At 62.1% G+C, this 14,547-nt stretch carries 11 protein-coding genes; 1 reads left to right on the top strand and 10 read right to left on the bottom strand.

Going from position 1 to position 14,547, the window contains the following annotated elements:
• The 10 genes from EJ576_RS29090 to EJ576_RS29045 all read right to left on the bottom strand — a co-directional run bounded on the left by EJ576_RS29090 (position 1) and on the right by EJ576_RS29045 (position 13,609).
• Positions 1–1,329 (bottom strand): cellulase family glycosylhydrolase, encoded by a 1,329-nt coding sequence (locus EJ576_RS29090; protein ID WP_028619525.1) that lies wholly within the window; start codon positions 1,327–1,329, stop codon positions 1–3.
• Positions 1,319–2,509 (bottom strand): glycosyltransferase, encoded by a 1,191-nt coding sequence (locus EJ576_RS29085; RefSeq protein ID WP_126571713.1) that lies wholly within the window; start codon positions 2,507–2,509, stop codon positions 1,319–1,321. Before EJ576_RS29085 ends, EJ576_RS29090 begins: the two co-directional genes overlap by 11 nt.
• Complete coding sequence (locus EJ576_RS29080; protein ID WP_122729363.1) at positions 2,509–4,500, bottom strand: exopolysaccharide transport family protein; 1,992 nt, start codon at positions 4,498–4,500, stop codon at positions 2,509–2,511. Before EJ576_RS29080 ends, EJ576_RS29085 begins: the two co-directional genes overlap by 1 nt.
• 14 nt (positions 4,501–4,514) lie before the next feature.
• A complete protein-coding gene (locus EJ576_RS29075; RefSeq protein WP_028619528.1) occupies positions 4,515–5,291 on the bottom strand; it encodes a polysaccharide biosynthesis/export family protein in 777 nt (258 codons plus the stop codon).
• A gap of 29 nt (positions 5,292–5,320) precedes the next feature.
• Positions 5,321–6,232, bottom strand: coding sequence for a glycosyltransferase family 2 protein (locus EJ576_RS29070; protein ID WP_122684163.1), 912 nt, complete (start codon positions 6,230–6,232; stop codon positions 5,321–5,323).
• A 1-nt stretch (position 6,233) separates the two neighbouring features.
• On the bottom strand, positions 6,234–7,694 hold the full coding sequence (locus EJ576_RS29065; RefSeq protein WP_126571712.1) for a mannose-1-phosphate guanylyltransferase/mannose-6-phosphate isomerase: 1,461 nt from the start codon (positions 7,692–7,694) through the stop codon (positions 6,234–6,236).
• The gene (locus EJ576_RS29060; RefSeq protein WP_122729359.1) at positions 7,694–9,133 is read right to left on the bottom strand and encodes an undecaprenyl-phosphate glucose phosphotransferase; all 1,440 of its coding nucleotides are present in this window, start codon (positions 9,131–9,133) and stop codon (positions 7,694–7,696) included. The genes EJ576_RS29065 and EJ576_RS29060 overlap by 1 nt, the downstream gene beginning before the upstream one ends.
• A gap of 433 nt (positions 9,134–9,566) precedes the next feature.
• The gene (locus EJ576_RS29055; RefSeq protein WP_126571711.1) at positions 9,567–12,050 is read right to left on the bottom strand and encodes a TonB-dependent receptor; all 2,484 of its coding nucleotides are present in this window, start codon (positions 12,048–12,050) and stop codon (positions 9,567–9,569) included.
• 106 nt (positions 12,051–12,156) lie between these two features.
• On the bottom strand, positions 12,157–13,107 hold the full coding sequence (locus EJ576_RS29050) for a FecR domain-containing protein (protein WP_122729357.1): 951 nt from the start codon (positions 13,105–13,107) through the stop codon (positions 12,157–12,159).
• Positions 13,094–13,609 (bottom strand): sigma-70 family RNA polymerase sigma factor, encoded by a 516-nt coding sequence (locus EJ576_RS29045; RefSeq protein WP_028619534.1) that lies wholly within the window; start codon positions 13,607–13,609, stop codon positions 13,094–13,096. Before EJ576_RS29045 ends, EJ576_RS29050 begins: the two co-directional genes overlap by 14 nt.
• Before the next feature lie 159 nt (positions 13,610–13,768).
• On the opposite strand from EJ576_RS29045, the gene EJ576_RS29040 reads away from it, so the two are divergent.
• Entirely contained in the window at positions 13,769–14,398 is a 630-nt protein-coding gene (locus EJ576_RS29040) for a LysE family translocator (protein ID WP_126571710.1), read from the top strand.
• Positions 14,399–14,547 lie beyond the last annotated feature (149 nt).

The raw sequence follows: 14,547 nt of genomic DNA, 5'->3' as shown, positions 1-14,547 counted from the left end.
TCACTCCCATAACAGAATTTGCAGGTTCGACTTGACCGGAACGGTCAGGCCATCGGTGCCGCTCACCGGGGTTTGTGTGCCGCGTAGCGGGTCGTACAGGGTGGCGCTGGCCAAGCCCGGCAAGTGCGCGTTGCCGCCTAGGGCTGACCAGAAAAACCACAGCTTGCGCCCGTCGGTGCGGGTCCAGCCAATGCTGAACAAGCCGTCGGGCAGCGCGTCGGCGGCTGGCGGATCGCCCGGTGTGAGCTTCGGTCCGCTGATATCGAGGAAGTTCTTCAGCGCGGTGTAGACCGGCTTGGGATTGGTGTCGATGTCCAGCAAGCCATAGGAGCGATCACGCACGCTGGCGCGCTGGTCGAGGTCGCTCAGGGTGAACAGGAAAATCTTGTCGTAATCCATCGCGCTCATCAGCGCCAGGCGGCGCACCACGTAGTCGGCCTGCGCCTGTGGCGTGATGATGTCCTGGGCGTCTTTGGGCCCCTTGTAGGTCGACCAGCCCCACTCGGTACTCCACAAGGTTTGCACGCCGCCGTTGCGCAGGGCCTGGTTGAGCTGAGTGGTCTTGGCGATGAAGTCCAGGTTGGCCGGGTCGTTGCCTTCGGGCAGTTGGGTGTAGGGGTGGTAGGAGATGATCGTGTTCAGGCTGGCCAAACCCAGTGCGCCCAAGGCGTCGAACATGGTCTGGCCGTTGGGCATTTCACTGAAGAACGCCATGCCGGCGGCGACCACCGGTTTGTTCGGGTTCACGGCGCGCAAGGCGTTGGTGGTGACGGTCAACAGGTTCGCGTAGCCGGCCGGGTCCGCCACCGGGCGCCAGAAGCCGATCAGGTTCGGTTCGTTCCAGACTTGCCAGGCATCGACGCTGGGGTAGCGCTGGGAGAGCAGCGCCATGCGGTTGGCGAACACGTTGGGGTCTTTTGGTGGGTACTGGTCCGGGTACAGCGACAGCGGTGGCGCGCTGGTGATAAAGCGTGCCGAACCCACCAGGTAAAACACTGACTTGATCTGGTTCTGTTGCAGCTTGCCCACCAGTTCATCGAGGGTGGCGAGCTTGTATTGGTTTTGCGCGGTTTCCAACTGGTCCCAGTGCAAATCCAGGCGCACCCACTCCAGGCCCAGGGCCTTGAGGCGGTCGATCTGCTTTTGATAACGCTCGGGGCTGAACCACAGGAACTGCGCATTCACCCCCAGAAAATCCTTCCACACCACTTCTTTGGAGCCCTTGAGCACATGGCTTTCGGCATCCGCCTGGCGCCCCCATAAGAATGCGGTCAGGCCCAAGGCGGCAACCAGCGCAAAGGTAGCGAGATAGGTGCGTTTACGCGCCATAAGGGGCTCCGCTGATAGCTTGCTCGAAGAGCTGTTTGAATTTTTGCGCGGTCAACGGCCACAGGCGTTCGCGGCCGATTTCCCCGGCGCGCTCGGCCCAATCCCGCGCCAGCGATGGCGTGCGGGCCAGGCGCAGCAGTTGTTCGCCCAGCGCGGCCACATCCCCTTCGGGGTAGATCGCGCCGTTGCCGCTGGCGACTTCCTCGGCGAACGCGCGCGCGTCGGAAGTGATCGCGCCGCGCCCGCAGGCGGCGGCCCAGGACAACGCGCCACTGGTGCCGCGCTGGCGCCCGAGCAGGCCGAGTTTTTTCGATTCACGGTAGGGCAGCACCATTACATGGTGGGCCTGGATGGTCTGGGCGATCTGATCGGCCGGCAGGTTCAGTTGCCAGTCGATGGCGTCGGTCAGGCCCAATGCCGCGATCTGCGCGTTCAGCTGTTCCAGGTAGTTGCCGCCCGCGCCAAACGCCATTTCGGCGGCGGTGCCGCCGGCCAGGGTCAAGCGCACGCGGTCGCGCAATTCGGGGGCTTGCTTGAAGACATCCGCCAAGGCTTGCACCAGGTCTTCGATGCCTTTGCCCCGGTAGATAAAGCCGAAATACAGCAGCCGCAGGGTGTCCAGCGACGGCAGAGGCGCGGGTGCAATCGCCAGGTTGGCGTGGTTGATCACTGCGACTTTGCCGGCCGGCAGTTGCATGCGCTGGGTCAAGCAGTCTGCACCCAGGCGGGTCAGGGTCACCAGCCGGGTCAGCCCCTTGGCGACCTGGCGTTCTTCGCGCAGGGTCAGCGGGTCGGCCAGCACCACCGCCGCCTGGGGCAATGGGCTGGGTAGGCGTTCCAACAGATTCAAGGGGAAGGGCAGGTGCTCACGCCGCCACACGATGCGCTCCGGATCATGCACGGTGGCGGTCAACGGCAACTGCGGATAAGCCTTGCGCAGTTCACGCAAGGCCAGGAATTCCCCGAGCCGCCCGCCGCCCAGTTCGGCGTGCACCAGATCGACGCTTTGCCAGTCGAAACCGCCGATGGCTTGCTTGATCGCCTCGCAATTGCCCGCCACGCCGGCCAACGGTGTCAGCACCGTCACACCGAGTTGTTCCAGTGCCGTGCGGAAATGGTTCGCGTAGTCGGCGATCCCGTTCTTTTCCGGCGGCAAGGGCGCGAGCAAGGCGATGCGCATCAGAACGCTCCCCGGTATTTGCCGATGGTGTGCAGCACTTTGCTCGGCACTTCGAACTTGCGACGGTTGATGATGATGCCGTCCACCTTGCCAAACGCGGTGTTGAGGATCGACAGCGCATGCTCCACCACCGGCACGGTACTTTTGCGCGCTTCCACCACCAGGCCGATCAGGTCGGCGCGGCGCAGGTTGACGAACGCTTCGCGGTTGTCCAGCAGGGCCGAGGCGTCGAGCAGCACCACTTCGCCCGGCGCGGCGGCTTCCAGCCCACCGACCCGCACATTGATGCCGTTCTCATGCAGCAATTGGCGCAGTTGCTCCACCACGAAGGTCACCCCTTCGCCATGGCGCGCCGAGGTCAGGCCCAGGGTCAGGCCTTGCTCGGCAATGCGGTCGGGCTGCAGCAGGCTGTACAAACGGTAGATGCTCGCATTGAACGCGTTGGTAGTTTGCGCGGTGGAGGTGTCCAGCTCCGGCAGGGTGGTCCACAGGGGCAGGCCGAACTTGCGCTCCACCAGGCCGCCGTCGTGAATCCGCTGGTCGAGCAGGTAGCACAGGTAGATCACCAGCAGGCCGACCACGATGGCAAACGGGATCGCCAACACCAGCATCACCAGGGTTTTCGGGAAGATGCGGCCCGGGTTCAGGGTGGCTTCTTCGATCACGGCGATGTTGCTGATCTGGCTGTTGTCCAGCTCACGGTCGATGCGCGATTTTTCCAGGTTATCCACGTACAGCGCGTAGTTGCGCTCGGTGGTGTTCAGCTCCCGGGAGAGGCGGGCCAGCTCCGGTTCAATCTCCAGGGCCTCCTTGCGCTGCGCTTCCAGGTTCACCAGTTGTTTCTGCTGTTGAACCAGTTGGGTACGCAGCGCCAGGTTGTTGCTGGTTTCATCCAGCAACACGCGCTGCAAGTGGATTTCCAGGGTGTTTGGCGCACGGTTTTCCGAGGCTTGCACCGTGTTGCTCTCGTTGTTGACCTGCACCTGCATGGCCCGAATTGACGCGTCCAGGGCTTTGACCGGCGGCGCGTTGTCGGTGTAGGTGCGCATCATGTCGGCCTTTTCCAGCAGCTTCTGGTTGAGCAGGCGACGCAAATCCTGCTGCTGCGGGTTCAGTGCGATCTGGCGCACCGTGGTGACTTCCTTGGGCTGGCCCTTGAGCTGGGTGCGCGTGCTCGCAATGGCACTATCGGAGGACGCGATCAGCCGCGTGGTATTGAAGGTCTCGCCGCGCAGTACGTTGATGCGCTCGGACAGATCCTCCAGGCGGTCGGTGATGCTCGCCGCGCCGATCTGGTTCAGGTGCGTGAGGATCTGTTCCTTGTAACTCTTGATCTCGGTCGCGCTGTTGGCCACCTGGCCTTCATAGAAGGCATACAGGCTCTTGCGGCCCAAGGCCTCGGTGCGCTCGTTGATGTAGGTCTCGACCCAATCCTTGACCACCGCCTGGGCGATTTCCGGGTCGCTCCACTTGAACGTGATGTCCATCACCGTGGAGCCGGCGGCGTGGCTCACCTCGAAGTTCTTCTCCAGGCTGGCGGCCAGGCGTTCGACTGCAGTGGTTTTTTCGACGATGCCCACGGTTTCCATGACCACGCGCACGCCGTCGAACACCGCCCCCACGCCGCTCTTGACGTAGTACTTGGTGCGTTTCCAGAAACCTTCCGGAGGCGGTGCGTTTTCGATCACTTCCAGGTAATGCTCGGCCACCGCACGCACGATGGGGCGGCCGGTTAGCAGGCGCTCCTCGTCGACAATCGGGTCACGCTGGGTGCTGGGCATCACCAGCGCCTGGCGGTTGCTGATCTCGATGGGCAAGGTCGAATCACGCCCCGGCTTCACCAACAGCCGCGCGGTGGATTCGTACTTGGCCGGCAGCAGGAACGCCCCCAGCAGGATGATCACCAGCGCGGCAATCGCCGCCAGTTTGAACTCGTGCCGGAAGATGAAGAACAAGCGCAGAAGATCACGAAAAGAACGGATCTCGATCATGGGATGTCGCTCCTTTAGTTATTGCCGCCGCTGGTTCGGGTGTAGTTGTAGCCCACCCCAATGGACTTGGTGAATGGGATCAGTTGGTTCATGTAGGTATCCACCCCTTGGATGCGTTCGCCCACGTTGGATTTGGGCACGAACACCACATCGCCGCGTTGCAGATGCACGGGTTTGCGGCCGTTGGGGCCGGTCTTGAGTAACTGGCTGAAGTCCAGGAAGTACGCGCGATATGCGCCCTGGGCGTCTTCGCGCAGCAGGGCGACCATGCTCGCATTACCCGCCGGGCTGACGCCGCCGGCACCGATAATGGCTTGTTCCAGGGTGTTGGCAGTGCCGAGCTGCACCGCCGTCGGGTTGTTCACCGCGCCGCCGACGATGATCGAGCTGCCCGGCGCCTGGTTGATGTTTACCGTTACGCGCGGTTCGCGGTAAATGGGCGCCAGTTTGGTAGTCAACTCCGTGGCCAGCTCCGAAGGCGGGCGACCGGCGACCTGCACCGGCCCCAGGAACGGGTAGTTGATCTTGCCGTCGGTCTGCACCGTGTACAGCGTCAGCTCATAAATGGTGCTGACGTTGAACGCCGACAGTGTCGGCATTTCGCCGGCATCGCGCACGATGCGCAACTGGTCGCCGATGCGGATGCGTTCCACCGCCGGCGGCAGTTGGGCAAGCTGGTCGAGGGCACGTTTGCCTTCCTCGACCGTATCGCCGTCGGGCGGGACGATGCGTGCCGGCGTATTGCAGGCGGCCAGTGCCAACATGGCCACGACGAGCAGGGTTCGTTTCATCAAGGGGGACTTCCTGTGGGTCATGATGCTCACCTCCAATAACCGGGAAACATGCTGATGCGCCGCTTGAGGGCGAGGGGGAGGCGACGCTCCAGATGGCCCAGCCGGTAGCCGAGCAGTTTGAACGCACTGCGCACCAGCACTTCGGGGGCGCGGTGCAAGGCTCCGGCTTTGCGCAAGGCCGCGAGTTCGGCCAGCACATAGCGCTTGCCTTCGCCACCCGCGTCGCCAAAGGCCTGTTTGATCCACGGTTCGCGACCGTAGAACACGCCGATATCGAAGTAGCGGTGAAATTCATCCAAGAGTTTGTAATCGTGGGAATGATGCACCAGCGCCGTGGCGGCGTAGCGCACTTTGTAGCCTTCGAGCAGCATGCGCGCCGCGACATAGGCGTCTTCGCTGCCGATCACATCCGCCGGAAAACCGCCCACCGCTTCCAGCACACTGCGCCGGTACACGGAAAACGAGTCGGAACTGAAGCAGGTCTTGATCCCCAGCTCCGGCGCATCGGCCAGGCTCTTGCTGCGGCTCTGCTCGGGGTAATTGAAGTGTCGCGATTGCGCGCCCAGCACACCCGCATCCGGATGCGGCAGCTGGCGGCCGTAGGCCACGCCGTAGAGCGGGTCCTGCTGCAATTCGGCGAGCAGGTTGGCGAAGGTCTCCGGGGTGGCGGGGATCGCGTCCTGAGTCATCACGATCAGCGCGTCGCCGGCCACTTGTTCGCTGGCCCAGCGCCGTGTGCCGCCGTGGTTGAAGTCGCGAGCGTCGATCACTTCGACCCGTGCGCCGAATTCGCGAAAGCGCGCCACGGTGTCATCACTGGAGGCGCTGTCCACCACCAGCATCTCGTCAGGTTGCAGGGTCTGCATCTTCAGTGCCGGCAACAGGCGCGCCAGGTGGCTGGAAGCGTTACGGGTCGGGATGATCAGTGACGTACGCATGTCATTTCTTCACGTCTGCCGGGGCGCGCCCGTAGATGTCGTCGAAGCGCACGATGTCGTCCTCGCCCAGGTACTCGCCGCTCTGCACCTCGATCATCACCAGGTCGATGATGCCGGGGTTGGTCAGGCGGTGTTTGTGCCCGGCGGGGATGTAGGTGGACTCGTTGGCGTTGATCAGGAACTCGCGCTCGCCGTTGGTGATCTGCGCCGCACCGCTAACCACTACCCAGTGCTCGCTGCGGTGGTGGTGCATCTGCAGCGACAGCGACGCTTGCGGCTTGACCACGATGCGTTTGATCTTGAAGCGACTGCTTTCTTCCAGCACGGTGTAGGTACCCCACGGCCGGGTGACCGTGCGGTGCAGGCTGTACGCCGGATGGTTCTGGCGCTTGAGCTCGGCGACGATGTAGCGCACATCCTGGCTGCGGTGGGCGTCGGCGATCAGCAGGGCGTCCGGGGTGTCGACGATGATCAGGTCGCGCACACCCACGGCGCCAAGGACGCGCTTGGGCGAGTCGATGTAGCAGTTGTGCACGTCATGCAGAATCGCCTCGCCATTGACCTGGTTGCCATGAGCGTCGCTGGGGGTGAGTTGGCGCAGGGCTTCCCAGGAACCGATATCGCTCCAGCCGATGTCGCAAGGCACCACGGCGACTTGCTTGGACTTCTCCATCAGCGCCACGTCGATGGAAATATCCGGCGCACGGCCGAAGGCGTCCGAGTCCAGTTCACGCTGGTGCGAGCTCTTGTTTTGCAGGCTCTGGCTGTGGTCGAGCGCGGCGCGCGCCGCTTCCAGCACATCAGGGGCATGGATGGCGAGCTCGTCCACCAAGGTGCTGGCCTTGAAGCAGAACATGCCGCCGTTCCACAGGTGCTTGCCGCCGTCGAGGTAGGCTTGGGCGGTGGCCAGGTCGGGCTTTTCGACAAAGCGTTTGACCCGATTGCCTGTGCTTAACGGCTCGCCTTGTTCGATGTAGCCAAAGCCGGTTTCCGGGTGGTCCGGCTGGATGCCGAAGGTCACCAGGTAGCCGGCTTCGGCCAGCTCGCGGGCCCGGGTCACGGCTTCGGCGAACGCCACTTCATCGAGGATCAAATGGTCGGCGGGCATCACCAGCAACTGCGCGTCGCCGCCGTAGTGTTCCTGCACATGCAGCGCCGCCACAGCGATCGCGGCCGCCGTGTTGCGGCCAAACGGCTCCAACAACAGGTCGAGGGGCAGGTGGGCTTTGTTGACCGGGCGATAATCATCCAGGGTGCGGAACAGCAGGTCGCGGTTGGTCACCGTCAATACGCTTTCTACGCCGGGCAATTTGGCGGCGCGCTGGAAGGTTTTTTGCAGCAGGCTCTGGCCGTCGCGCATGCGCATGAACGGCTTGGGCATGTTCTGCCGAGACACCGGCCACAGCCGCGTGCCCGAACCACCGGAAATGATGCAGGGAATTAATCCGTTGAGTGTGTTCATCAATAGACTTCCTTGGTGGAAAGGACGGCCGGGACCGTCATGAAGACGATGTACAAGTCAAACCACACCGACCACTTGGAGATGTACTCCAAGTCGTACTCGACCCGTTTCTGGATCTTGAACAGGGTGTCGGTCTCCCCCCGGTAACCGTTGATCTGTGCCCAGCCGGTGATGCCCGGCTTCACCCGATGCCGTGAGCTGTATTCGCTCACCGCCACTTCGAAGGGAACGCCCGCCGCTTTGGTTGCCGTGGCATGCGGGCGCGGGCCGACCATGGACATGTTGCCCAGCAGCACGTTGAACAGTTGCGGCAGCTCGTCGATGCTGGTCTTGCGGATGATGCGGCCCACACGGGTGATGCGCGGGTCTTCGCGGGTGGTCTGGCGTTCGGCAGTGAAGTCGCTCTGATCGGTGAACATCGAGCGGAACTTGAACACGCGGATTTCATTGTCGTTGTAGCCGTAGCGGTTCTGGCGAAACAGCACCGGGCCTTTGGAGTCGAGCTTGATCGCAATCGCCGTTGCCAGCATCACCGGCGATAGGCACACCAGCGCGAGGCTGGCCAGCAGGAAGTCCTCACAGCGCTTGATCACCGGCGACCAGCCGCGCAATGGCAATTGCGAGGTGTTGAACATCAGGATGCCGCCCACATCGGTGATCTTGCTGTGGCCGTAGCGCAGGGCGGCCATGTCCGGCACGAGCATCACGTTCACCGATAACTGCCGCAGGCGGTTGACCAAACCGTGGATGCGCTGCTCGGCGGCCCAAGGCAGGCAGATCATCACTTGATTGACCTGCTCGGCGCGGATCAGTTTTTCCAGGTCGCGGGTGTTGCCCAGCAGGGGCAGTTTGCTCAGCTCCTTGGGAATGCGCTCGGTGCGGTCGTCGATGAAACCGATCAGGCCGGAGCGGATATCTCCGTTGCGCTGCAGGTGATCGGCGACGTGCACGGCGGTGTCGGTAAAACCCAGGATCACCGTGCGTTGCAGGTATTTCCCGGCACGCATCAGCCGACGGTACAGCCGCAGCATCACCAAGCGCTCCACGCAGAACAACGCCAGGCTGGCCACATACCATGTCACCAGGTTGCGTGGGGTCAATTGCGGGAACATTTGCAGGATCTGGTACATGAACAACAGGAAACAGAAGGCCGCCGACCAGGCCTTGATCTTGGTTTTCAGGCGCAGCCGGTTGCTGAACAATTCTTCGGAATAGATGCCCAGGGCCTGGAACAGAATGATGGTCAGTACCGCGAAAAACACCAGCAGGCCCAGGAAGTGGGCACGCAGCTCTGGGTCCATCGGGTCCAGGAAGAACACCAGGACCAGTGGGGGCAAAATGGCCGTCAGGCCATGGATCAATTTGACGAAAACAACAAAAAACTCAACAAACCCGGCGCGCGTTAAAAACAAACTGTCGACGGACGACTTCTCTCGCATAAAAACATCCCTCATTGCACTCCAGGCTTCGCTGTTTGATTGTTTGTTCACTAAAGCAGCAGGCTGCTTTGGAGCGCTGGTCAAACTGGCTACTCTGGGTAATACGCAACTTTCCATTCAAAATGTAGCTATCCATTTGAAGGGGGTTTTGCGGGGGTAGTGACTAAAGGAGTGTTCCCTTACTGTACTCAGTCAATGAATTGACTGTGGTGCGGAAATGGCATGCTAGACAGCTTAATGAGTCTTTTGTTCGGCATTTTATTGACGTTCCTTGTCTGGACACTCGGTCATCAGGGCTGATTTTGAGTGTAGGAACAAATGTGAGATTTTTCCTGCTTAATGGAAAAACCTTTTTCGAAGCGACGTAGGAAAGGGGGACAAAGAGGGAGTTGCAGGGCGCACTAAGCGCCCTGCTTTCGGGGCTTTTGCCGGATCAGAAGTCGCCTTTCAAACTCACGGTGAAATTACGCGGTTCACCGTAGAAGTTGCCCCAGGAGGCTGTGCCGACGGTGTTGAAGTAGCTTTTATCAAACAAGTTATTTCCGTTGAGTGCGACGGTCCAAGTGTCGTCGATACGGTACGCCACGCGGGCGTTCCAGGTCGCATAACCGGCCTGTTCGAGCTTGATGCCCTGCACGCGGTAGTTGCTGCTTTGTGCATTGACACCGGTGCCTACGCTCCATTTCGACAACGCACCGTCGAGCTGATAGTCACCCCACAGCCGTAGCATGTGCCGAGGCACGTAGGTGTTGGATACGCCACCTTCTTTAAGGGTGTCGATGTTGTTCAGGGACTTGGTCTGGGTGTAGGTGTAGCCGCCGAATACTTGCAGGCGCTCGAGCACTTCACCGCTGATTTCGGCCTCTACGCCCTGGGCGCGCACCTTGCCTTTGTCGGTGTAGCAATAGCCATCGGCGGAGGTCGGGCAGAAACTGGCGTAGTCGGTTTCGGCACCATTTTTCTCGATGGAACGGAACAGGGCCAGGGAGCTGTTGAGGCGACCGTCGAACCATTCGCCCTTGATGCCCAGCTCATAGTTGTCACCGATCTTGGGCTTGAGCGCTGCGCCGTCGGCGGTGGCGTAGGAACTTTGCGGCTGGAAGATATCCGCGTAGCTGGCGTACACCGACAGGTGCTCGTCAAGGTCGTAGATCAGCGCGGCGAACGGCGTGACTTCGCCGGTTTCCTTGCTGTGTGCATCCTGCAGCGACCACTCGCCCCAACCCAGGTTGTAGGACTCGCGACGGTTGTCATACCAGCTCACGCGGCTGCCCACGATGAACATCAACGGCTCGGCCAGGCGCAGGCGCAAGGTGGCGTAGGTGCCGTATTGCGTGGCGGTTTCCTTGACCGTGCCACCACGGTACATGTTCGGCCAGAAGGTGTTGTTGGTCGGTTCCGGGAAGTGGTGGTCGGGTTGATAGATGCTCTGGCGCTTGGGCAGGTTCTGAATCGCGTACACGTCGTCCTGGGTGCCGCGGCTGCCGTTGGCGCCGAGGATCAGTTCATGCTCCAGGCCGAAGGCTTCGAACTTGCCGTCTATATAGGCGTCGAGGCCGTAGTCCTTGTGGTCGTAGTCCATCAACGCCGCATAGGAGTTGGCCGTGGGCGCCGGGTCACCGTAGTTGATGGTGCCTTCGCTGGCGGCATATTTTGTGTCTTGCAGATTGCGGCTGTGTACCGCCGCGACCTTGAGTTTCCAATCATCGTTGAAGTGGTGGGTCACGTCAGCGAAGAACGTGGTGCGCCGGCTTTGCCAGTCGTTCCAGGATTGGCCGAGGCAGGTCGAGCGGCTCAGGTTGGCGCTTTTGCCGTCGGCGTAGCGCGGCAGCCCGCCCCAGCACGGGGTGGCGTCGACATCTTCGTAGCTCGCGCCGACACCCAGGGTGGTGTCTGGCGTGAGGTCGAAATCCAGCGCGCCGTAGAACGCCTGATCCTGGCGCTTGGCGATGTCCATGTAGGAGCCGCGAGTCTGTTGGCTCACCGCCGCACGACCACGCAGGGTGCCGCTGTCATTCAGCGGGCCGCCGGTGTCGACATCGGCACGGTAGTTGTCCCAGGTGCCGGCGGACAACGACAGGCTGGTGGTGGGCTTGGCCTGGGGCCGCTTGCGCACGAAGTTCACCGCACCGCTGGCGGTGCCGGCCCCCTTGAGCATGCCGGCGGCGCCCTTGAGCACTTCCACACGGTCGTAGATCGCCATATTCGCACTGAAACTGTCGGCCTGGACGTAGTCCTTGCCCATGTCCAGGGGCACGCCGTCGTATTGGTATTGGCCGAGCATTTTGAAGCCTCGGGAGTAGAAGTACTTGCCGCCCATGGGTGATTCGTAGGAGGTGATGCCTGGCGTGCGTTCCATCACGTCATCGATGGTGGTGACGTTCTGGTCGTCCATGAATTGGCGGGTCATCACACTCACCGATTGCGGGGTTTCCCGCAGGCTGTGTTCGCCCTTGCCGATGGTGACCGCGCCGGTAGTGTAGGAACCGGTGCCGTCGGTGGTGGCGCCCAAACGTTCGCCGTTGATCAATGTGGCGCCCAGGTTCAGTGTGCTGGCGTCGCCTGCTTGCGGCAGCAGCATCCAGGTGCTGTTGCCTTGGCGTTGGGCTTGCAGGCCCTGGCCGCGCAGCAGTTGTTCGAGCGCTTGCTGAGGATCAAAGCGTCCATTGAGGCCCGAGCTGGTTTTGCCGGCGACACTGGTGGCGTCGTACGACAGGCTGATGCCGGCCTGGCGGGCGAACTGGTCCAGCGCGTTGGCCAGGGCGCCGGCGGCGATGTTCCAGTCGCGGGCCTGGGTGTCGCTGGCCGGGGTTTCGGCCATCACGGCCAAGGGCAGGGCGCCACTCAGGCAGACGCCAAGCAAGGCGGCCTTTACCGCGCGCTTGAGGGGGTAACGTGGGGAGGGGAACGCTTGCATGACCGCGGAATGCTCCTGAAGGAAGTGGACAAAACCGGCCTGTTGATCGGCCTTTCCTTACAGGTCGAGCGGCAATGAGCATTCACCTCATTTATTTTTTGAAAAATCACACGCGCAGTGAAACGGTCACCCAATAGCGGCTGCGGTAAGTGACATCAAGCTTGAGCGATTGCGCCACCAGGCCCAGCACCTGGTCGGTGTCATCCAACTGATAAGTCCCCGACACCCGCAACCCGGCTACTGCCTCGCTGCAGCGCAACACGCCGTCGCGGTAGCGGGCCAGTTCGGTGAGAAAGTCGTCCAGGCGCATGTCGTGGGCGCTGATCACGCCGTCGCTCCAGGCCCAGGGATCCAGGCCGTTGGCGACCGCCGGGCGAATGCCGTTGCGGTTGAACACCACCGATTCGCCGGGCCTGAAGACCTGGCGTGCGCTGGCCGCTTGGCTGTCGGCAAACACCGCCACCGCGCCTTGCTGCACGGCAAGCAGGGTGCCGTGGGCTTCTTCGCGCACCAGGAATCGCGTGCCGAGGGCGCGCAGGTAACCGTCGCGGGTCTGGACCCAGAACGGGCGGTTGTCGGTCCCGGTATTCACCACGATTTCCCCTTGGCGCAACTGCACCAGGCGCCGCTCTGCGTTGAACGATGCATCGATCGCGCTGGCGCTGTTGAGTTGGATCCGGCTGCCGTCGTTCAATGCCACCCAGCGTCGTTCGCCGATGGCGGTACGGTAGTCCGCCATCAAGGCGGGCAGGGGCGTGTAGTCGCGACCGAGCCAGGTCAAACCGGCGGCGCCGGCCACCAGGCCCAGCAGTTTCAAGCCTTCACGGCGACTGATCCGTTGGCGCGCCCCACGCAGGGCATGCCGACCGACCTGGGCCGGCAGTTGGGTGAGGTCGTCATTCATCGTCACCACCCGCTGCCACACCCGCTGGTGTTCGGCGCTGGTGTGCAGCCAGCGATCGAACGCGGCCGTGGCGGCGTCGTCGGCGACATTGAAGCGCAGGGTGATCATCCACTGGATGGCCTGGTCGACCAGTTGCGCGTCAGCCTTCGACATAACGCAACCGGTAACACGCGTGCAGGGCCTTGGACAGGTCACGCTCCACCGTGGCCTTGGACACGCCCAGGCGCAGGGCGATCTGCGCGCAGGTCAGGCCGTCCAGTTGCGCCAGCAAAAAGGCCTCGCGCACGCGCGGCTTGAGCTGGTCGAGCAGGCGGTCGATGCGCTCCAGGCTATCGAGGATCAACAGGCGGGTTTCTTCCGATGGCACCTCGACTTGCGGGAAATGCGCGAGGCTTTCGAGGTAGGCGCGTTCCAGTTCACGGCGCCGGTATTGGTCGATCATCAGGCTGCGGGCGATGCTGCTCAAGTACGCGCGCGGTTGCTGCAAGGTTTGCTGACGGCGCGCATTGAGCAGGCGCACGAAGGTTTCCTGCGCCAGGTCGGCGGCGTGTTCACGGCAGCCGGTGCGGCGGCTCAACCAGCCGCGCAGCCAGGCATGATGGGCATGGTAAAGCTGGCCGATAGCGGCATGGTCCAGTGGGTGATCGCTCGACATGGGCATCCTGGCGCAGCTGTCTTAATTGATAATGTTTCGCATTCTAGACGTTGGTCGTGGCGATTCGCAATTACCCGAGAAGAATGTATCCAGCACAATTTTTTGTCCGCTTAACGTGCACGGACTAATCTGCGGGCTTTCCCGGTGGAGGGCTTGAGCATGATCGACCTTGCGACCCTGGCGGTATTTTCCGGTGCTGTGCTGTTGTTGCTGTTATCGCCGGGGCCGAACATGGCCTTTGTGATCAGCCATGGCGTGACCCATGGTTGGCGGGGTGGTATGGCGTCGGCCCTCGGCATCGGCGTGGCGGACCTGCTGCTGACCGCCTTGACCGCCACTGGGGTGACGGCATTGGTTGCCAGTTGGCCGCCATCCTTTGACCTGATCCGGTATGCCGGGGTGGTTTACCTGTTGTGGTTGGTGTTCAAGACGTTGCAGAAAAATGCTGGAGGCGACGCCATGCATGTCAGTCGTGTGCCCTTGGGGCGGGTGTTCCTGCAAGCCATGCTCAACAGTTTGCTCAATCCCAAGGCTTTGCTGTTTTTTCTGGTGTTCTTGCCGCAGTTTGTACGGCCGGAGGCGGGGTCTATTGCGGTGCAGTTGATGGTGCTGGGGGGCGTGCTGACTTTGATTGCAGCGGTGTTTCATGTGCTGCTGGGGGTGTTTGGTGGAGTGCTCAGTCGGTTTTTTGCCAGGCGCTCGAAAGGTGCCTGGTTGCAGAAGTGGGGGTTGGCGACGGTGCTGACGGTGCTGGCGGTGCGTTTGGCGGTGATGTCTCGGCCAGGCTGAGTACATATCCGTTGTTTGGGTAACGGCCGCTTATGGTTCCGCCCTTACGGCGGCTCACTTTGCAAAAGCGGCAAAGTAAGCAAAACGCTCTTGCCCCAACACTCGGCACCTCGCCTAGGCTCGGTGTGCCCTCACTCCGGCTTGAATCC

Source organism: Pseudomonas sp. C 49-2 (genome assembly GCF_003970195.1).
In the GTDB taxonomy this organism is placed as follows: Bacteria; Pseudomonadota; Gammaproteobacteria; order Pseudomonadales; family Pseudomonadaceae; genus Aquipseudomonas; species Aquipseudomonas canadensis.
Note: the sequence above shows the minus strand (reverse complement) of the source record. Positions and strands in the feature narration are given on the sequence as shown.

Excerpts from the sequence above, each read along its gene's own strand:
- EJ576_RS29045 (WP_028619534.1), bottom strand. The coding sequence starts at position 13,609 with ATGTCGAGCGATCACCCACTGGACCATGCCGCTATCGGCCAGCTTTAC.
- EJ576_RS29090 (WP_028619525.1), bottom strand. The coding sequence starts at position 1,329 with ATGGCGCGTAAACGCACCTATCTCGCTACCTTTGCGCTGGTTGCCGCC.
- EJ576_RS29065 (WP_126571712.1), bottom strand. The coding sequence starts at position 7,694 with ATGAACACACTCAACGGATTAATTCCCTGCATCATTTCCGGTGGTTCG.
- EJ576_RS29070 (WP_122684163.1), bottom strand. The coding sequence starts at position 6,232 with ATGCGTACGTCACTGATCATCCCGACCCGTAACGCTTCCAGCCACCTG.
- EJ576_RS29075 (WP_028619528.1), bottom strand. The coding sequence starts at position 5,291 with ATGAAACGAACCCTGCTCGTCGTGGCCATGTTGGCACTGGCCGCCTGC.
- EJ576_RS29060 (WP_122729359.1), bottom strand. The coding sequence starts at position 9,133 with ATGCGAGAGAAGTCGTCCGTCGACAGTTTGTTTTTAACGCGCGCCGGG.
- EJ576_RS29055 (WP_126571711.1), bottom strand. The coding sequence starts at position 12,050 with ATGCAAGCGTTCCCCTCCCCACGTTACCCCCTCAAGCGCGCGGTAAAG.
- EJ576_RS29080 (WP_122729363.1), bottom strand. The coding sequence starts at position 4,500 with ATGATCGAGATCCGTTCTTTTCGTGATCTTCTGCGCTTGTTCTTCATC.
- EJ576_RS29085 (WP_126571713.1), bottom strand. The coding sequence starts at position 2,509 with ATGCGCATCGCCTTGCTCGCGCCCTTGCCGCCGGAAAAGAACGGGATC.
- EJ576_RS29040 (WP_126571710.1), top strand. The coding sequence starts at position 13,769 with ATGATCGACCTTGCGACCCTGGCGGTATTTTCCGGTGCTGTGCTGTTG.
- EJ576_RS29050 (WP_122729357.1), bottom strand. The coding sequence starts at position 13,107 with ATGTCGAAGGCTGACGCGCAACTGGTCGACCAGGCCATCCAGTGGATG.